19 protein-coding genes are annotated in these 17,981 nt (G+C 46.1%); 15 read left to right on the top strand and 4 right to left on the bottom strand.

Annotated elements, in window-relative coordinates:
* The first annotated feature begins 37 nt into the window (after nt 1-37).
* Together A6049_RS06790 and A6049_RS06785 are read left to right on the top strand one after the other, a co-directional pair.
* The gene (locus tag A6049_RS06790; RefSeq protein WP_063563982.1) at nt 38-1,231 is read left to right on the top strand and encodes an MFS transporter; all 1,194 of its coding nucleotides are present in this window, start codon (nt 38-40) and stop codon (nt 1,229-1,231) included.
* A gap of 162 nt (nt 1,232-1,393) precedes the next feature.
* Nucleotides 1,394-1,744 (top strand): hypothetical protein, encoded by a 351-nt coding sequence (locus tag A6049_RS06785; protein ID WP_063563897.1) that lies wholly within the window; start codon nt 1,394-1,396, stop codon nt 1,742-1,744.
* 113 nt (nt 1,745-1,857) lie between these two features.
* Here A6049_RS06785 and A6049_RS06780 read toward each other — a convergent pair whose 3' ends face one another.
* Nucleotides 1,858-2,484 carry an FMN-dependent NADH-azoreductase gene (locus tag A6049_RS06780; RefSeq protein WP_063563896.1) on the bottom strand — a complete coding sequence of 209 codons (627 nt, stop codon included), beginning with the start codon at nt 2,482-2,484 and terminating at the stop codon, nt 1,858-1,860.
* 184 nt (nt 2,485-2,668) lie between these two features.
* On the opposite strand from A6049_RS06780, the gene A6049_RS06775 reads away from it, so the two are divergent.
* From A6049_RS06775 to A6049_RS06750, 6 genes are all read left to right on the top strand, one after another.
* On the top strand, nt 2,669-3,607 hold the full coding sequence (locus A6049_RS06775; RefSeq protein WP_063563981.1) for a sugar-binding transcriptional regulator: 939 nt from the start codon (nt 2,669-2,671) through the stop codon (nt 3,605-3,607).
* 253 nt (nt 3,608-3,860) lie between these two features.
* Entirely contained in the window at nt 3,861-4,511 is a 651-nt protein-coding gene (gene deoC, locus A6049_RS06770) for a deoxyribose-phosphate aldolase (RefSeq protein ID WP_063563980.1), read from the top strand.
* Nucleotides 4,512-4,784: 273 nt separating this feature from the next.
* Nucleotides 4,785-5,975 (top strand): NupC/NupG family nucleoside CNT transporter, encoded by a 1,191-nt coding sequence (locus tag A6049_RS06765; RefSeq protein ID WP_053780590.1) that lies wholly within the window; start codon nt 4,785-4,787, stop codon nt 5,973-5,975.
* 31 nt (nt 5,976-6,006) lie between these two features.
* Entirely contained in the window at nt 6,007-7,185 is a 1,179-nt protein-coding gene (gene deoB / locus A6049_RS06760; protein ID WP_063563895.1) for a phosphopentomutase, read from the top strand.
* Between the two features lie 143 nt (nt 7,186-7,328).
* Nucleotides 7,329-8,036: a purine-nucleoside phosphorylase gene (deoD, locus tag A6049_RS06755; protein WP_063563894.1), complete on the top strand. Its 708-nt coding sequence runs from the start codon at nt 7,329-7,331 to the stop codon at nt 8,034-8,036.
* Nucleotides 8,037-8,279: 243 nt separating this feature from the next.
* Nucleotides 8,280-9,581, top strand: a complete 1,302-nt coding sequence (locus tag A6049_RS06750; protein WP_063563893.1) for a pyrimidine-nucleoside phosphorylase — start codon at nt 8,280-8,282, stop codon at nt 9,579-9,581.
* Nucleotides 9,582-9,665: 84 nt separating this feature from the next.
* Here the strand turns inward: A6049_RS06750 and A6049_RS06745 are convergent, their stop codons facing one another.
* Both A6049_RS06745 and A6049_RS06740 read right to left on the bottom strand, forming a co-directional pair.
* Complete coding sequence (locus A6049_RS06745) at nt 9,666-10,649, bottom strand: TIGR03943 family putative permease subunit (RefSeq protein WP_095205994.1); 984 nt, start codon at nt 10,647-10,649, stop codon at nt 9,666-9,668.
* A gap of 45 nt (nt 10,650-10,694) precedes the next feature.
* Nucleotides 10,695-11,729 carry a permease gene (locus tag A6049_RS06740; protein WP_063563892.1) on the bottom strand — a complete coding sequence of 345 codons (1,035 nt, stop codon included), beginning with the start codon at nt 11,727-11,729 and terminating at the stop codon, nt 10,695-10,697.
* A gap of 281 nt (nt 11,730-12,010) precedes the next feature.
* Here A6049_RS06740 and A6049_RS06735 point away from each other — a divergent pair, with 281 nt between their 5' ends.
* The 7 genes from A6049_RS06735 to A6049_RS06705 all read left to right on the top strand — a co-directional run bounded on the left by A6049_RS06735 (nt 12,011) and on the right by A6049_RS06705 (nt 17,539).
* Nucleotides 12,011-13,213 (top strand): GTP-binding protein, encoded by a 1,203-nt coding sequence (locus A6049_RS06735; RefSeq protein WP_063563891.1) that lies wholly within the window; start codon nt 12,011-12,013, stop codon nt 13,211-13,213.
* A gap of 74 nt (nt 13,214-13,287) precedes the next feature.
* Nucleotides 13,288-13,437, top strand: coding sequence for a 50S ribosomal protein L33 (gene rpmG / locus A6049_RS06730; RefSeq protein WP_024631975.1), 150 nt, complete (start codon nt 13,288-13,290; stop codon nt 13,435-13,437).
* Nucleotides 13,438-13,486: 49 nt separating this feature from the next.
* Nucleotides 13,487-14,194, top strand: coding sequence for a metal ABC transporter ATP-binding protein (locus A6049_RS06725; protein ID WP_063563890.1), 708 nt, complete (start codon nt 13,487-13,489; stop codon nt 14,192-14,194).
* Nucleotides 14,140-15,033, top strand: coding sequence for a metal ABC transporter permease (locus A6049_RS06720; RefSeq protein ID WP_063563889.1), 894 nt, complete (start codon nt 14,140-14,142; stop codon nt 15,031-15,033). Before A6049_RS06725 ends, A6049_RS06720 begins: the two co-directional genes overlap by 55 nt.
* On the top strand, nt 15,020-16,105 hold the full coding sequence (locus A6049_RS06715) for a metal ABC transporter substrate-binding protein (RefSeq protein WP_063563888.1): 1,086 nt from the start codon (nt 15,020-15,022) through the stop codon (nt 16,103-16,105). Before A6049_RS06720 ends, A6049_RS06715 begins: the two co-directional genes overlap by 14 nt.
* Before the next feature lie 202 nt (nt 16,106-16,307).
* A complete protein-coding gene (locus A6049_RS06710) occupies nt 16,308-16,784 on the top strand; it encodes a hypothetical protein (protein ID WP_063563887.1) in 477 nt (158 codons plus the stop codon).
* A 47-nt stretch (nt 16,785-16,831) separates the two neighbouring features.
* Nucleotides 16,832-17,539 (top strand): M50 family metallopeptidase, encoded by a 708-nt coding sequence (locus tag A6049_RS06705; protein WP_063563886.1) that lies wholly within the window; start codon nt 16,832-16,834, stop codon nt 17,537-17,539.
* Between the two features lie 60 nt (nt 17,540-17,599).
* Here the strand turns inward: A6049_RS06705 and A6049_RS06700 are convergent, their stop codons facing one another.
* Complete coding sequence (locus A6049_RS06700; protein WP_063563885.1) at nt 17,600-17,971, bottom strand: DUF4363 family protein; 372 nt, start codon at nt 17,969-17,971, stop codon at nt 17,600-17,602.
* Between the last annotated feature and the right edge of the window lie 10 nt (nt 17,972-17,981).

Genomic DNA, 17,981 nt, shown 5'->3' with positions numbered 1-17,981 from the left:
GATCATGGAGCTTTCCTACCGAGAAAGTTGGAATATCATGATTCAGCAGGGAACTAAGACGTTTCGTAACATTAGCCTTGCGCTGTTTGCCGGAGGTTTTGTAACTTTTGCGTTACTTTACAGCCTCCAGCCCCTGATGCCCGAGATTAGCGAGGCATTTGCGATCTCGCCTGCACATTCCAGTCTTACCCTCTCAGTTACGACGATTGCCATGGCACTGACCATGTTGTTTATCGGTTCCTTATCTGATTCATTGGGAAGACGATTTATTATGACAGCAGCTTTAGTTGTTTCATCTATTATTGCTATGATTAGCGCGTTTAGCCCTGGATTTACCGAGTTGCTTCTACTTCGAATTCTCCAGGGAGTTGCACTTGCCGGGCTGCCCGCGACAGCCATGACATATCTGTCTGAAGAGATTGAGCCTACCAGTCTAGGGTATGCCATGGGCCTCTATATCAGCGGAAATTCGATCGGGGGTATGGCTGGTCGTTTTATCAGCGGCGTGATCACAGACTGGTTCAGTTGGCGTGCTGCAATTGGTTTTATCGGTATTCTTGGCCTATGTGCGGCTGTTATTTTCTGGCTTGTCATCCCGCCATCCCGCCATTTTGTCAAAGCGACTCCTGGATTCAAAAAGATCATTCCGCTTTTGTGGTCACAGTGTCGGAATCCACGTCTACTTTGCCTATATGGATTGGGATTTCTTCTGATGGGGGGCTTCGTGACGTTATTCAACTACATTGGATTTGAATTGACAGGAGAACCTTATCATCTTAGCCAGTCCATCGTCGGTAGCCTTTTTGTCGTGTACCTTATGGGTACGTTGAGCAGTACCTGGATGGGCAGGCTTGCAGATCGGTATGGAAGATCGAATGTCCTTGGAATCGCGCTAGGTATTATACTGGCCGGTGCAGTCTGTACCATTCACCCCGAACTTTGGGTCAAAATAATTGGACTTGCCCTGTTTGCCTTTGGTTTCTTTGGCGGACATTCCATCGCCAGCAGCTGGGTTGGACTCGTGGCGGATCAGCATAAATCCCAGGCCAATGCCTTGTATTTGTTTTTCTACTACGTGGGATCAAGTGTCAGCGGAACTGGAGGGGGACTACTTTACAGCCATCTGGGTTGGATTGGCATTGTGAGCATGATTGGTCTGTATGTGGTAATCGGCTTTATATTGTGTCGGTTGCTTATAGAAAGGGTACAAGAACATAAGCTTACTTTTTAGCTAAACATAGATCGAAAGTTCGGTAATAAGAAGCACTCATTTTGACCCATAATCACCCAATAGTCCCTAATACAATAACTAACTTTTTTCGACAAGTATTGCATATCCCGAAATACCGAGTATAATACTGGGTAAATAGATGCAAAGGGGATGCAATAAACGATGAAAACACATGCTGAACTGAACTCACTTCTTGTTGACGATTATCTGGATCTCCTGAACATAGCGAAACAGCTAGGTGATGAGGAGTGGAAAGAGGCCATTCTGCAAGCATTGAAAGAAGAAGTGGATGCTAATCATCATCTGGATTCAACCGAGGTTAGACAGGATCTTTGGAGTCAATTTGAAGGTATTAACGAACAGATGCATGATCTGTTAATGCAACTAAAAAATGCCGAGGGTCCCGAAGAGAAAGAACAGATTATTGAAGCCATTTGGGGACTGAAAGTGGACCGCCATGCCATTACTCGCAAACTTGAAACCATGAGCCGTGCCAGCGCTGGACATCAATAAAGCTCTAACGTTTATTATAAAATAATAAAAACCCGCATGCCGCCCTATGGAATTAATAATTCATGGGTTGGCATGCGGGTTTTGTGTTTGTTGCTGTATTTGTTTAGTAAGGGTTAAAACTGTTTAGCGAGTGTACGTGCCTCTTCAATGGCTTGCTGTTTGATCTCATCTGCCCGTTCCTTATATTGGTTATGTCCTTCCACAAAAATGCCTTCAAGCTTCGGAACACCCAGGAAAGACATGATAATGCTCAGGTAACGATGACCAGATTCCATCTGAGCCGCAGGCCCTTCGGAATAAATGCCGCCACGAGCCTGAATATGCAGTGCCTTTTTGTTGGAAAGCAATCCAACCGGGCCTTGTTCCGTATAACGGAACGTTTTACCAGCCACGCAGATGGAGTCGATATAAGCCTTCATAATTGGAGGAAAAGAGAAGTTCCACATCGGTGTCACAAAAACATATTTGTCAGCAGAGGCGAATTGATCCGATAATTCATTCAAACGTTGAACCTTAGCCTTTTCTTCAGAAGTCAATTCGCTGCCGGATTGAAGTTTCCCCCAACCACTGAATACATCTGCATCAATATGAGGAATATCCGAGCGATACAAATCCAGATGAATAACCTCATCCGAGGAATGGCTTTCACGATATGCATCCACAAACGCTTTACCTGCAGCCATGCTGAAGGAAGTTTCATGATCATGAGGATGGGCAGTAATATACAATAATGTAGACATACGGTTCTTCCTCTCTATGATGTTTTTTGCCAAAAAGGGCCCACATTAATAAGCGACCGATGTAGTATGCATCGTTTATAACGTTTTATACCTGGATAGTGACCTGGTACTCAATCATGTATAATACAATGGTGTAAGGTGAATCGAACGATAATAGGAATGAGTGAGATGAGCGCATATGGGAATGGATCTGGAGAAGCAACGATTAAGCATTGAAGCAGCGAAATTGTATTATCAGTCGGATTACAGCCAGCAGGATATTGCGGTCAGGCTGGGCGTGTCACGTCCAACGGTATCTCGGTTACTTCAGTATGCGAAAGATCGCGGTTACGTTCGCATTGAAATTATGGACCCGCTGGAGGATATCGACATTATCGCCGGGGAACTCAAGGCCAAGTATAATCTGGATACTGCGCTTGTATGTTTTGCCCCGTTGAAGAGTGATGAAGAAATTTTGAAACATATTAGCAAAAGAGCAGCAGATTACTTACAAGATACGGTGCAAGATGCGGACATTATTGGGGTAACCTGGGGGACAACCATGAACGCCGTAGCCCGTCAGCTTCGTCCCAAGCAAGTCAAAGGCGTGGAAGTGGTTCAACTTAAGGGAGGCGTAAGTCATTCCCACGTGAATACGTATGCGGCAGAAATTGTTCATTTATTTGCGGAAGCTTTCCATACGGTTCCCCGATATTTGCCTTTGCCCGTGATCTTCGACAACATCGAAGTCAAAAAAATGGTAGAAGCAGACCGACATATTGGCAGGATCGTGGAACTTGGCCGACAGGCGAATATTGCCATGTTTACCGTAGGTACAGTGAAGGAAGATGCACTTTTGTTCAGACTAGGGTACTTTAATGATGAAGAACAGCAATTGCTGATGCATTCAGGTGCAGGTGACATTTGTTCACGTTTTTTTGACGCCGAGGGCCGCTTGATCAGTGATGAGATTAACAACAGAACCGTCGGAATTGACCTGGCCGAGCTGCGAAATAAGGAAAAATCGATTCTCGTGGCCGGGGGAAAACGTAAAATAGAAGCCATTCATGCTGCGCTCAAAGGTCATTACGCCAACATTTTGGTAACAGATCAATACACAGCTCAGGCTTTGCTCCGATTATAATTCAATGGATGACAACATCTGCCACGCGACATGGGCGGATGTTTTGCTTTCTTAGACAGAAGCTATACTGTACGATTTCATCTTGGTGAGGGAAGCCTTTTGTTTAATGAAGTTTCCATGGAATGTGTTAAGATTTCAATGATGAACAAAAGTTCATATTGATTTTTACATATGTTCATGTTAGGGTAGGGATATAGAAAATAACTAGTTCAGATAAGGGGAGATTTAATTGACTACACCACAATTAGCCAAAATGATAGATCATACCTTGCTTCGTGCAGATGCAACACAAAGTGAAATGGCCAAATTGACCGAAGAAGCGAAACAATATCAATTTGCTTCTGTATGTGTTAACCCAGGCTGGGTTGCTTATGCTGCTGAACAACTTCAAGGTACTGGCGTAGATATTTGTACCGTTATTGGTTTCCCTCTGGGAGCTTCCACTTCCGAGACCAAAGCATTCGAAACTAAAGACGCGATTGCTAAAGGTGCTACTGAGGTGGATATGGTCATCAACATTAGTGCTTTGAAAGATGGTAAAGATGACGTTGTTGAACAGGATATCCGTGCAGTTGTTGAAGCAGCAGCGGGTAAAGCTTTGGTGAAAGTCATTATTGAAACTTGTCTGTTGACGGATGAAGAGAAAGTACGTGCATGTCAGGCAGCAGTAAAAGCTGGAGCTGATTTTGTCAAAACGTCCACAGGTTTCTCTACGGGTGGAGCAACACCAGAAGACATCGCTTTGATGCGTCGTACCGTAGGTCCAGATGTAGGCGTTAAAGCTTCCGGCGGCGTGCGTAGTCTGGAAGACATGCAAAAAATGATCGATGCAGGAGCAACTCGGATTGGCGCAAGTTCCGGTGTGAAAATCATGCAAGGCGAACAATCTACATCTAATTATTAAATCGTGAGTAACTTAGCTCGATAAATTCAACTAGATGGAATGCTTGGATGCTTTAAAAGGGTTTAACTTGTTCTTCATATCTATAAATGGATGTGGAGAACAAGTTTTAAAGCTGATCCAAATTTTCTATATTTTTAATTAAAACAGAATCATAAAAAACCGAATTTATTGTAAGCGCTTCAACCGTTTTCTGAAAGGTTAATTCATCACATATATGGGAAACCTTTGAGCTGAATGATCATCCGGCTTAACTACCTTCAAAGGAGAGATAGAATGAAATTCCTAATTGCCCTTCTTGGTATACTTGTTGTCTTTGGACTAGCTTATCTGGTCAGCAACGGTAAGAAGAAGATCCGATATCGTCCACTAATTATCATGATTGTTTTGCAAGTTATATTGGGATACGCATTGTTGAACACAGAAATCGGGACGTTTTTGATTGGCGGTTTCGCGACTGTATTTGAAAGTTTGCTTGGCTATGCAAATGACGGTATCTCATTTGTATTCGGTGGCTTGACTACCGTTGGTGCAGACAGTGGGGGCGCGCCGTTTTTCCTCAGTGTATTGATGCCGATCGTCGTCATCTCAGCGCTCATTGGGATATTGCAGTATATCCGAATCTTACCTTTTGTTATAAAATATATTGGTCTGGTATTAAGCAAAGTCAACGGAATGGGCAAACTGGAATCATATAACGCGGTTGCTTCGGCTGTATTGGGGCAATCTGAAGTGTTCATTTCTGTGAAAAAACAAATTGGGTTGCTGCCGAAACATCGGCTGTACACCTTGTGTGCCTCGGCGATGTCCACGGTATCGATGTCGATTGTCGGTGCCTATATGTCCATGATTGATCCGAAATATGTGGTTACGGCACTTGTGCTGAATCTGTTTGGCGGTTTTATCATTGCTTCCATCGTGAATCCTTATGAGGTTTCCGAGGAAGAAGATATATTGGAAGTACAGGAAGAGGAAAAACAATCCTTCTTCGAAATGTTGGGCGAGTACATTTTGGATGGTTTCAAAGTTGCCATCGTCGTAGCAGCAATGTTAATCGGTTTTGTTGCTTTGATTGCACTGGTTAACGGGATCTTCAGTGCAGTGCTCGGCATTTCGTTCCAGGAACTGCTTGGTTATGTGTTTGCACCATTTGCCTTCATTATGGGTGTTCCGTGGAAAGAAGCGATTCAAGCAGGAAGTATTATGGCTACCAAAATGGTATCCAACGAATTCGTTGCCATGCTTGATCTGACCAAACAGACTACATTGTCTGCCAGAACAACAGGTATCGTATCCGTCTTCCTCGTATCGTTCGCCAACTTCTCCTCGATCGGTATTATTGCCGGTGCGGTGAAGGGACTTCATGAGAAACAAGGTAATGTGGTGGCCCGCTTCGGTCTGAAACTGCTTTACGGTGCATCGCTTGTCAGCGTGCTGTCTGCGATCATCGCCGGACTGTTCTTGTAAAAGCCGGATTATTGGAAGGAGTGCTTAAGTTATGTCAACATTCAAAAGAGTACATCTGATCGTTATGGATTCAGTGGGAATTGGTGAAGCGCCGGATGCAGCGGAATTCGATGATTTCGATGTCGACACCTTTGGTCACATTGCACGTGAACGCGGAGGATTGAAGATGCCGCATATGGCCAGTCTTGGCCTGTCCAATATTAAGGACATTGAAGGTGTGCCTGTAGCGGATGCACCAAAAGCCTTTTACACCAAAATGCAGGAAGCATCCAGAGGAAAAGACACCATGACGGGTCACTGGGAACTGATGGGCCTGTACATTGATACGCCATTCCGTGTGTTCGCAGACGGGTTTCCGGATGAATTGATTCAGCGCATTGAGGAAAAAACAGGCCGTAAAGTGATCGGTAACAAACCGGCCAGCGGCACGGAAATTCTGGATGAGCTGGGTGCAGAGCATGTTGAAACTGGCGCGCTCATCGTATACACATCCGCGGATTCGGTTTTGCAAATTGCGGCACATGAGGACGTTGTACCATTGAAGGAACTGTATGAGATCTGTGAGTTCTGCCGTGAAATTACACTTGAAGATCCGTATATGCTGGGCCGCATTATTGCACGTCCATTTGTAGGTGAAGCGGGTGACTGGAAGCGTACAGCTAACCGTCATGATTACGCGCTCAAACCTTTTGGCCGTACCGTGATGAATGAACTTAAAGATGGTGGATTTGACGTGATCGCTTTGGGTAAAATCGCAGATATCTACGATGGCGAAGGTGTAACCAAGTCTGTACGTACCGTCTCCAACATGGATGGCATGGACAAACTGTCCGAAACGATGGATGAGGCGTTCACTGGACTCAGCTTCCTGAACCTGGTTGACTTCGATGCCCTGTTCGGTCACCGTCGTGATCCACAAGGTTATGCTCAAGCACTTGAAGAGTATGATGCTCGTCTGCCAGAGATCTTCAGCAAAATGACAGACGATGATCTGCTGCTCATCACAGCTGACCATGGTAATGACCCAACCTACCGCGGAACGGACCATACACGTGAGTATGTGCCACTGCTTGTGTATTCTCCACGCTTCAGTGGGGGCAAAAAGCTTGAACTGCGCAGTACGTTTGCGGATGTTGGAGCAACAGTAGCTGAGAACTTCGGAGTGAAACTGCCTGAATATGGCACAAGCTTCCTGAAGGATTTGAAATAGTCAACATTTTTATCTTTAACTGAACTTGGGGAAAGCCATTCTCTTGAAACATAAAGTTGGACAGGATAACCACGGGGACAGCTTCGGCTGTTCCGGTTCCTGGCCTTCATTCAATCATATGGATAACTGGAGGAGATTTAATCATGAGTACACATATTGGAGCTAAACCCGGAGATATCGCAGAAACAATCCTTTTGCCAGGAGATCCATTGCGTGCAAAATTTATTGCAGATACGTACCTTGAAGATGTCGTTTGTTACAACGAAGTTCGAGGAATGCTCGGATTCACGGGTACATATCAAGGACACCGTATCTCGGTGCAAGGCTCGGGCATGGGGATTCCATCGTTCAGCATCTATGCTAACGAACTGATCAGTGAATACGGTGTAAAAAACCTGATTCGTGTCGGAACTTGCGGAGGTATGCAAGAACATGTACGTGTTCGTGATGTTATCCTTGCTCAAGCTTCATGTACCGATTCCAGCATGAACAAACTCGTATTTGGTGGATATGACTTCTCCCCGATCGCGTCGTTCTCCCTGCTGAAAGAAGCCTATGACCGCGCAACTGCCAAAGGCATGAAAATCCATGTAGGTAACGTGTTCAGTTCCGATTCCTTCTATCGTGATGACCGTTCCGTGACTGAGAAATTGATGCAGCACGGCGTACTGGGCGTTGAGATGGAAACAACTGCACTGTACACACTCGCAGCCAAATTTGGCGTAAATGCACTCACGATCCTGACTGTAAGTGACCACTTGCTGACAGGTGAAGAGACTTCCGCCGAAGAGCGCCAAAAAACGTTCAACGACATGATGGTCGTAGCACTGGATACAGCAATTACGCTGTAAAAATCACTTAATTTATCAATATCAATTGATTTTGATCGAAACTTTTGTTTCAAGCACGTAGTGGAGGACCCGGAATCGATTCTAAAGAAGCGAAGCGTTCGCCTTTGTCTCCAAATTTCAACCTTATAAAAGGTTATTCAAAGAAATTTGGAGACAACAGCGATCGAAAGAACGATCCGGGTCCGTAACGGACTAACAACAAAGTGTTCTATACAAATCACCCACAACGAAGGAGAGATCATCATGAGAATGGTAGACATTATTGCTAAGAAACGCGACGGAAAAGAACTGACAACAGCTGAGATTGATTTTGTTGTTCAAGGATACACACAAGGCGAAATCCCTGATTATCAAGTCAGCGCTTGGGCGATGGCTGTATTCTTCAAGGATATGACTGATAAGGAACGCGCAGATTTGACCATGTCCATGGTGAATTCGGGCGAGACCATTGATCTGTCCGAAATCGAAGGTATAAAGGTAGACAAGCACTCCACAGGAGGCGTTGGCGATACTACAACGCTGGTACTGGCACCGCTTGTTGCTGCTCTGGATGTTCCAGTTGCCAAAATGTCCGGACGTGGATTGGGTCACACTGGTGGTACAACAGACAAACTGGAATCTGTTGCAGGTTTCCACGTCGAGTTGGAGAAAGAAGAGTTCATCCGCCTCGTTAACGAACATAAAGTTGCCGTTATCGGTCAAAGTGGCAACCTCACGCCGGCAGACAAAAAGCTCTATGCATTGCGTGACGTTACAGCTACCGTTAACTCCATCCCACTGATCGCAAGCTCCATCATGAGTAAGAAAATTGCAGCAGGTGCCGATGCGATCGTATTAGATGTCAAAACGGGTGCTGGTGCATTCATGAAGACAACAGAAGATGCGAAAGAACTGGCACATGCCATGGTAAGCATCGGTAACAATGTAGGACGTAAAACAATGGCTGTCATTTCCGATATGTCCCAACCACTGGGCCTCGCTATCGGTAACGCGCTTGAAGTGAAAGAAGCCATTCTTACGCTGCAAGGTAAAGGACCGAAGGATCTGGAAGAACTCTGTCTGGCGCTTGGACGTCAAATGGTATTCCTTGCTGGTAAAGCAGACTCCCTGGAGCATGCTGAGGAGAAATTGAAAGAAGTGATCCAGAACGGTAAAGCGCTGGAGAAATTCAAGGACTTCCTAGCAAATCAAGGTGGAGACGCTTCAGTTGTAGATCACCCAGATCGCTTGCCACAAGCGAAATATCTGGTTGAAGTACCAGCGGATAAAGACGGATATGTAGCTGGTATCGTCGCTGACGAAATCGGAACTGCAGCAATGCTGCTCGGCGCAGGCCGTGCAACAAAAGAATCCGAGATCGATCTTGCTGTGGGCTTGATGCTCAACAAAAAAGTGGGTGACCAGGTTAAAGCTGGTGAATCACTCGTAACCATCCATGCGAATCGTGAAGACGTAGCAGACGTAATCGCGAAGATCAAAGAGAACATTACTATTGCAGATCATGCGGATGCTCCTGTATTGGTGCATGATATCGTAACTGAATAATATATCAGGTATACAAGGTTAACGTGATGCCGGAATAAAATTTAAAGCCCCGAAGTTATGCATTCCATAGCTTCGGGGCTTTTCTTATTTATTTTGCAATTCATCATACGTCACAACTGAATCTGCACTGGTATAAATGTATGGGGTAGGTGGCTGATCGACCGGAGTTACCTTCGTCGCCCGAATCTCAATGGTGTCCTCACCATTCACTTGAGCAGAACCAATGGTGCCATCGATTTGTACCCAGCTGTCTGTAGGATAGCTGTCTGCATTCGGGACATGAATCATCACACCAAAGGGTGCCGCGTCTGCTGGGCAGCACATCACGAGAAATCGCCCTAATGCAAAATGAGATTCATGCTCCATACTTTTGTCTCGATATACAAACCCGGTAAGGCTGATAGCCTTGCCTGCAAATTGTCGTTGGAACATATCGATCGAACCTAATGTCTCGGAGAAAATTTCAGGATATACCTTTATGACTGATTCCGCATATAACTTCTCTGCCAGTTCGGCAAATTCACGACTGTACTCATCCGGGGGAACGAATTGTACTTTCGTGGCAGGCACAGATGATTCAGCATTTGCAGTTTTTTTGGATAGATCTTTAATGTCCAGTTCTACTGTATCAGGTAAGGGTTCTTTTCGACGAATTTCCGGAGGTCCATAGGTTAGGGACATGCCTTTTTGACTGGCCATAGAACTGCCTAGTGCCTGATCCGGCAAAAGAAAACCAAGTACTAATGGAATGGCAATCAATCCATACATCAGCGAGCTGTGTCCCCATCCTGAAGGAGGCGGATGCTCACAGTCGCAATGGAGCTGGCTATTACCGAATAGTCCGTGCCAGGCCATGATGGCGGCAATGAACAAAAAGGGAACAGGGCAGCAGAGTAGCAATCGCTGCATCGTCGGCGCCAAGTAATAATGAAGAGAATCCGTTGTATTCAAATGAATGATGTATACGGCGAGCCCGCCGATCCACAGCGCACGAATCAGGTTATGCCACTGGATAGGGTGAGATTTGGTAACCGGAGCTTTGGTCACTGTATAACCAGGATGGTTCATGTAATCACCTCTTTTGATCAGATCAGATAATACATTCATACATGCTCATGCCAAAAGGTTAATCAACCACGATCCCGCGAAAACCAACGCAATAATCACCAGGCTCAAGCCAATAACAAACCGGGTGCGGAAGGTGGAGAGCAGCATCAATGTGCTTTTGAAATCAAGCATTGGACCGAGAACGAGAAAGGATAATAGCGGCCCTAACGCAAACGTGTGAGAGAAGGCTGAGGCTACGAACGCATCGGATGTCGAACAGAGAGACAATACATACGCAAAACCCATCATGAAAGCATAGGAGGCAACAGGCCCGTTACCCAGAGAAATGAGATCACTGCGGCTGATAAAGGTTTGAATGCAGGCTGTTATTAGAGCACCAATCACCAAATATTTGCTCATATCAACAAATTCGTCACCCGCATGGATGAAAAAGCTGCGCCAGTTTTTATCGTGCACGTGATCATGATCGGTAGAATGGGAATGAGGCTGTGCCATTTTAAATCCGGGATGTGTCTTGACCTCTGTCACTGTAGTCTTCGGTTTACGCAATGGATTCTGGCGGACGAACATATACACCAGACCACCGATCGCAGCTGCTACAGCAAAGGCCAGTCCCATACGGGCGATCGTAATTTCGGGATGGGAAGGAAAAGCGAGCAGGGTCGCGGTAAAGACAATCGGATTTACTACAGGGCCGCTAAGAATAAAGGTCACCGCGATATAGGGGGGCATGCCTTTATGCATCAACCGTCGAACGACCGGAATCATGCCACATTCGCAGATGGGGAAAACGATTCCCAGCAGAACCGCTACCAGCACACCTCCGACGGGGTTCTTAGGCGTTAGTTTGCGAATCATTTCCTCAGATACAAACCATTGCATTAGCGAAGATAACAGCACCCCTATGAGCAGAAATGGAGCGGCTTCGAGGAAAATGCTGATGAATACTGTTTTCATATTTTGTAAGGCTTCACTGTTCCATGCTCCTTTCAGATTGGGAGCCATCGTGATTAACACGGGAACAAAAAATGCGCAGGGAATCAGGAATGACAGGAGCTTAAGATTGGCTGCCATTTTCATGGGATAAACCTCCAGAACCGGGACTTTGGTAAAATATATGCTTGTACCATCCCCATCATACTCGTTCGTAGTAATTAATCAACATTTTTACGATTTACATATCTGGACCTTGAAAACTTCTAATGTTGACAAAAGAAACGATGTTCAGTTATAGTTTATTTTGATAATCGTAATTATTACTATTAAGTAATGGTTATTTTTCAGCCCATCGGTAGAGTGTAAGCTACATAGCATTCCGATTTTTTTAGTTTTAAGAGGATAAATGGAAGGGAGTAATTAAAATGACAGAACAACAACAAGTACTACCCCGAGTTCCGGTGACGGTTTTAAGTGGATATCTGAGCGCAGGCAAAACGACATTGCTTAACCATGTGCTTCATAATCGAGAGGGTATGCGAGTCGCTGTCATTGTGAATGACCTGAGTGAAGTCAATATTGACGCTGGTTTAATCCGGGATGGTGGTGGATTGTCACGTATTGATGAGAAGCTGGTAGAGATGTCCAATGGCTGCATCTGCTGCACGCTGCGTGAGGATTTGCTGAAAGAGGTGGAACGGCTTGCGCTGGACGGTTCTTTTGACTATATATTGATTGAATCGACAGGTATTGGAGAGCCAGTCCCCGTTGCCCAGACATTTACGTATATTGATGAAGAGCTGGGGATCGATTTAACGAAATTTACGCGGCTCGATACGATGGTGACAGTAGTGGATGCTGCCCAGTTCTGGCGCGACTTCTATTCCAAAGAAACGTTGAAGGATCGGGGCCAGGAAGCCGGAGAGGACGATGTACGAGGGATCGTTCATCTGCTGACGGATCAGGTTGAATTCTGTGATGTGCTGATTTTGAACAAGTGTGATCTGGTATCGGAAGATGAATTACTCAAACTTGAGAAAGCACTACACGCGATGCAGCCGGAAGCCCGACTTATTCGCACCACACATGGACAGATTGACCCAAGGGAGATATTGAATACCGGACGGTTTGATTTTGAAAAAGCAAGCCAGTCTGCGGGCTGGATCCGCGAATTAATGAAGGAAGAGCACACACCTGAGACAGAGGAGTATGGCATTCACTCATTTGTGTACCACCGGAAACGTCCGTTTCATCCGGAGCGTTTGCTGCGTTGGATTGCGAAATGGCCTGATAGTATTGTGCGTTCCAAAGGTTTAATGTGGCTGGCTACACGTAACCATATGGCGATATCGTTCAGTCATGCGGGAACATCCAAGCAGTTGGGACCAGCCGGGTTGTGGGTAGGCGCGATTAGTGACGAAGAGCGACAAATGCATTTTGGTGATACTCTTCCACCTATTCCGGATTGGGATGAGCAGTGGGGCGATCGGGTTACGAAACTGGTGTTTATCGGGATAGACATGGACCGAGCGGAGATCAAACGGACGCTAGATGAGACGCTCCTTACAGAAGAAGAGATGCAAATGAACTGGCGAGAACTGAAAGATCCATTTCCAGCGTGGAGTTGACAAACATAAAAGCATGGGCTAAACTCATTAAATAGTAATTATTACGATTAAATAGATCAAAGGAGGCCATATCCATGAGAGTCATTGTAACCTTAGCCTGCACCGAGTGCGGAGATCGCAACTATACAACAACCAAGAACAAGCGTAACCATCCGGAACGGATCGAATTGAAGAAGTATTCACCACGATTAAAGAAAATGACCATTCACCGGGAAACAAGATAATTTTTTTTGTCGTTTTTAAATCGTAATATTTACGAAAAGAGGAAAAGCCATGATTCTATCTTCCATGCGTGATGTGGTATTCGGATACGGCAAAGAGCCAGTCATTGACCAACTGTCGCTGGATATCCATGTGGGGGAGTTTGTCGGCATTACAGGACCGAATGGTTCTGCGAAGACAACCATGCTGAAATTGCTGCTGGGGCTGTTACAGCCCTGGAGCGGCACGGTACATATGAATGTGCAGTCCGTACGTGGCAGTAAGCTGAACATCGGATATGTACCTCAACAGGTAGCATCATTCAACAGTGGATTTCCCAGTACGGTGATCGAACTGGTGCGATCCGGATGTTACCGCAAACTCGGCTTGTTCCGCAGATTCACATCCGAGCAGGAAGCCATTGTGGAACGCAGCTTGCGGGAAGTCGGCATGTGGGAATATCGCAACGCCCGGGTTGGAGAACTATCTGGTGGACAAAAGCAGCGAATCTGCATTGCCAGAGCCTTGGCAGGCCAGCCGCAGGTACTCGTGCTGGATGAGCCGACTACAGGCATGGACCGGCGCAGCCGTGAAGGATTCTATGATCTGATGCGCCATTATGCAGACGTTCATGCACTGACCATTATTATGGTCACCCACGGATTAGAAGAGATGGGCAACCGGTTGGACCGGACGATTACCCTGGAGCGGCAAGAAAGTGAGGAATGGCAGTGTTTGAATACGAATTCATGCAGCGTGCTTTCTGGGCAGGCGGACTGATCGGAGTCATTGCTCCAATTTTAGGAGTCTATCTGATGCTGCGACGGCAGGTGCTAATGGCGGATACGTTGTCCCATGTTTCATTGGCAGGGGTTGCCCTGGGTTCTGTGATGAACCTAGATCCGGTGATCTGTGGATTTGCGATTGCGATTATCGGCGCATTGCTGGTGGAACAACTCCGGCGAAATTACCTGACATATAGCGAGGTGCCTGTAGCGATCATTATGACGTCGGGTCTGGCCCTTGCTGTGGTGCTCATGAGTCTGAAAACCAATCTGTCCAAGACATTCAGCTCTTACCTGTTCGGTTCCATCGTTGCCGTTAGTGATATGCAGTTATGGATTATGGCGGCTGTGTGCGTCATCGGACTGATTTTTTTCATCGTGCTCAGAAGGCCACTGTACAATTTGACGTTTGATGAAGAGACAGCTTCCATTGGAGGCATTCAGGTTAAAGGTTTATCCTTTGCATTTGCCATTCTGACAGGAATGACTGTTGCTTCAGCCATGCCGATTGTCGGCGTATTGCTTGTGTCTGCTTTAATTGTACTGCCCGCTGCCCTGGCACTGAGATTGTCACGCAGCTTTGCGGCAGCGATCCTTATTGCTGTCGTCACTGGATTAATTGGTATTTTTAGCGGACTGACAACCTCTTACCATCTAAACACACCACCGGGAGGAACGATTGCTCTCATCCTGTTGGTCTTTCTATTGATTGGCATATCAGCACAAAAGCTGATTGGACGATATAACCGTAAACGTCATCGTAAAGAGAGAAAACAACAACTTGCAACTCTATTCATACATTCAAGGGAGAATACGCCACATGAAATTCAATAAAAAATCAGCTCTTGCACTATTATTCAGTCTTACACTTATCGTAGCCGGTTGTGGACAAAATCAGTCCGCTTCCGATTCCAGTACCAGCTCGGCTAACACGCCAGCACCTGCAGAGACCGAAGAGGCCAAACTGAACGTTGAAGTCAGCTTTTATCCAATGTATGAATTCACCAAAAATGTAGCGGGTGATCTGGCTAATGTTCATACACTCGTTCCTACGGGTATGGAGCCACATGATTGGGAGCCGACACCACAGGATATTGCGAGCATCGAAAAAGCGGATGTGCTTGTTTATAATGGGGCGGGAATGGAATCCTGGATCGATCAAGTTACGGGTAGTCTGAGCAATGCCAAACTCATTCAAGTGGAAGCGAGTCATGGGATCGATCTGCTGGAAGGATCGGAAGAAGAGGAGCATGATCACGAACATGCCGATACAACCGACACGCATGACCATGCGGATGAAGCGACAACAGAGGAGCATAATCACGATCATGACGCCGAAGCAGAAGAAGGACATACACATACACATGATCATGATCACGGTGGACTTGATCCCCACGTTTGGCTGTCACCTGCACTTGCCGTGAAGGAAGTACGGAATATCGAGGCTGGACTCGCACAGGCTTCGCCTGAACATGCGGAGCAATTCAAGCAAAATGCCGACGCCTATGTTGCCAAACTTGAGGCACTGGATCAGGATTTCAAGGCAGCTGTAGCAGACAGCAAACGTAAAGATTTCATCACACAGCATGCTGCGTTCGGTTATCTTGCAAAGGAATACGGTCTGCAGCAAGTACCGATTGCCGGTCTGTCTCCTGAACAAGAGCCTTCCGCAGCTCAAATGGCATCCGTTATTGATTTTGCCAAGGAGCATCAGGTGAAGACGATTTTCTTCGAAACGTTGGTTTCATCCAAAGTATCAGAGACTATCGCCAACGAAGTAGGAGCCAAAACAGCTGTATTGAACCCGATTGAAGGGTTGACGGAAGAGGAAATCGCAGCTGGAATGGATTACATCGGCGTAATGCGGCAGAATTTGGAGGCACTGAAACTGGCACTGAATGAATAGCGGTTTTGCTACTTTAACAAGTTGAATTTACGAAAAAAGAGAACCCATTTGATGCCTGTCATCGAAAAAGGTACAATAATACAACATGCTGAGGAATGGCACAGCCATTCCTTTGCCTTTGGCCACGCAGAGAGCACAGGGATGTGCTCTTTTCGTTGTTCAAGGTGACGGAGATCATGCGGGGAACGGGAGGAAACGCCTTATGGATTCAGATGAAGAACAGGAAGTACTATTAAGCCAGCAGCCTGCCCATCTATGGAGAAGACGCAAGCTGGAGTTAATGCAGTGGACGGAACGCGAGAAGCAGACCGTGGCAGCGAAGAGAACGGAGATTTGGAACGATGTCGAAGTGGATGTTGAGTTAGTTGATGCCTTGACTTTGCTTCACAGAGCGGGCGTACGTACCGAGTTTTCTTGTGCTGGTGTGAGCCCGCTCGATGAGCCGATAGATCATTCCCTTTATGCCTATGTTACACTTATACAAAATGAGGCAGCCGATCGATTTGTGACTTATGCGCTGTCGCAGATGCGCAATAGATTGCTTGCCACACTGGAGACAGGAACGGGTCGATATGATCTGTCTTCTTTTTTCATAGGTCATAACCGGAGTTTCTGCTGGTGGATGCAATATTGCGCCGCACATTTCATGGATCGAAACGATTACAGTGTAGCCACGTAGTATAGTGATAGGTATTTTTACTCGGAGGCAAGGGAGGTAGGACCGGATTGAATAAATGGCTCAAAACCATACTGTTTCTGGTGGGTTCAGCGCTACTGACCCGCTTTATCCCATTTTCTTCATTGTTCCGTAACCTGGATACGATGATACACGAATTTGGCCATGCACTGGTAACACTGTTGTTATCCGGCAAAGTATTGCGCATTGAGTTATACGCTGATCACAGTGGCGTTACATATTCATCCATGCTGACACCAGGCAGATCTATATTGGTTTCCTTAGCGGGGTATGTCACGGCGTCTCTCTTTGCCTGGCTGTTATTCTATCTTTACCGGAAAGGACGGCACATGTGGGGGATCGGCATTATGACGGGTGTAGCTCTTGTGTCGCTTCTCTTTTATGTAAGGGGAGAATTCGGCATGCTCTGGCTTACAGGCTTTAGTGCGCTGAATGTTGTGATTATGATCTTTGGTGCCAAAATCGCGAAATTCTATTATTTGTTGCTGGCTTTCCTCACACTGGAAGAGTCCGTAGTTAGTGCCATGTATGTTGGGCTAATGTCCTGGACACAGCCTTCCCGGGCAGGGGATGCAGCCAATCTGGCTCAGCAGACATTTCTCCCGGCACTGTTCTGGGGAACGTTATTTGCACTGTTTGCACTGTGGTGTGCGAAGGGAGCACTGACGCTCTTTTTCCGAAAAGAAAGCACAGTCCGCACGTCAAAATCCCGTGGATTACGCGGGCGTAATGTTTAGAAAACAGAGAAGGCACTTCCTTTTTTATTAAAGGAGAGTGCCTTTTTGCGTGTCTTCGTGTCAATCTCCAAGATTGTCCCATAACACATAAAAGTAATAAATTTCTTCCATGATCGCCTTATCATCCTCTGCGGCAATACCGCCCTTCATCCGTGCAAGGGTACCCAGAATATCGTAAATCGTCTCACGCTCCACACTGAACTGTATGCGATTGACGATCTTGTCCCAGGCTTTCATCGCGTAATCGATTTGGGACTTGGCTTCAGTCCATTTTTTGCCCTCAACCTGTTTCTGCAATGTTTGTACAGATTCAAGCAAGCGATCATCAGCACCAAAGGGCTTTTTGAGAAGGGCTCCGCTTGCCATTATCGCAACGAACACAAGAATGAGGCAGATCGGAAGCACATACAGCAACCAGAAACGCGATTTCATTCAATCGCCT

It is taken from the genome of Paenibacillus sp. O199 (assembly GCF_001636635.1).
GTDB classification, from domain to species: Bacteria; Bacillota; Bacilli; order Paenibacillales; family Paenibacillaceae; genus Paenibacillus; species Paenibacillus marchantiae.
This window is presented reverse-complemented; position numbering and strand designations above follow the sequence as displayed.

Coding starts and splice junctions, on each gene's coding strand:
- rpmG (WP_024631975.1), top strand. CDS start 13,288: ATGAGAGTCATTGTAACCTTAGCCTGCACCGAGTGCGGAGATCGCAAC.
- A6049_RS06720 (WP_063563889.1), top strand. CDS start 14,140: ATGGCAGTGTTTGAATACGAATTCATGCAGCGTGCTTTCTGGGCAGGC.
- A6049_RS06740 (WP_063563892.1), bottom strand. CDS start 11,729: ATGAAAATGGCAGCCAATCTTAAGCTCCTGTCATTCCTGATTCCCTGC.
- deoD (WP_063563894.1), top strand. CDS start 7,329: ATGAGTACACATATTGGAGCTAAACCCGGAGATATCGCAGAAACAATC.
- A6049_RS06700 (WP_063563885.1), bottom strand. CDS start 17,971: ATGAAATCGCGTTTCTGGTTGCTGTATGTGCTTCCGATCTGCCTCATT.
- deoC (WP_063563980.1), top strand. CDS start 3,861: ATGATAGATCATACCTTGCTTCGTGCAGATGCAACACAAAGTGAAATG.
- A6049_RS06765 (WP_053780590.1), top strand. CDS start 4,785: ATGAAATTCCTAATTGCCCTTCTTGGTATACTTGTTGTCTTTGGACTA.
- A6049_RS06710 (WP_063563887.1), top strand. CDS start 16,308: ATGGATTCAGATGAAGAACAGGAAGTACTATTAAGCCAGCAGCCTGCC.
- A6049_RS06780 (WP_063563896.1), bottom strand. CDS start 2,484: ATGTCTACATTATTGTATATTACTGCCCATCCTCATGATCATGAAACT.
- deoB (WP_063563895.1), top strand. CDS start 6,007: ATGTCAACATTCAAAAGAGTACATCTGATCGTTATGGATTCAGTGGGA.
- A6049_RS06790 (WP_063563982.1), top strand. CDS start 38: ATGATTCAGCAGGGAACTAAGACGTTTCGTAACATTAGCCTTGCGCTG.
- A6049_RS06750 (WP_063563893.1), top strand. CDS start 8,280: ATGAGAATGGTAGACATTATTGCTAAGAAACGCGACGGAAAAGAACTG.
- A6049_RS06725 (WP_063563890.1), top strand. CDS start 13,487: ATGATTCTATCTTCCATGCGTGATGTGGTATTCGGATACGGCAAAGAG.
- A6049_RS06745 (WP_095205994.1), bottom strand. CDS start 10,649: ATGAACCATCCTGGTTATACAGTGACCAAAGCTCCGGTTACCAAATCT.
- A6049_RS06785 (WP_063563897.1), top strand. CDS start 1,394: ATGAAAACACATGCTGAACTGAACTCACTTCTTGTTGACGATTATCTG.
- A6049_RS06715 (WP_063563888.1), top strand. CDS start 15,020: ATGAAATTCAATAAAAAATCAGCTCTTGCACTATTATTCAGTCTTACA.
- A6049_RS06735 (WP_063563891.1), top strand. CDS start 12,011: ATGACAGAACAACAACAAGTACTACCCCGAGTTCCGGTGACGGTTTTA.
- A6049_RS06775 (WP_063563981.1), top strand. CDS start 2,669: ATGGATCTGGAGAAGCAACGATTAAGCATTGAAGCAGCGAAATTGTAT.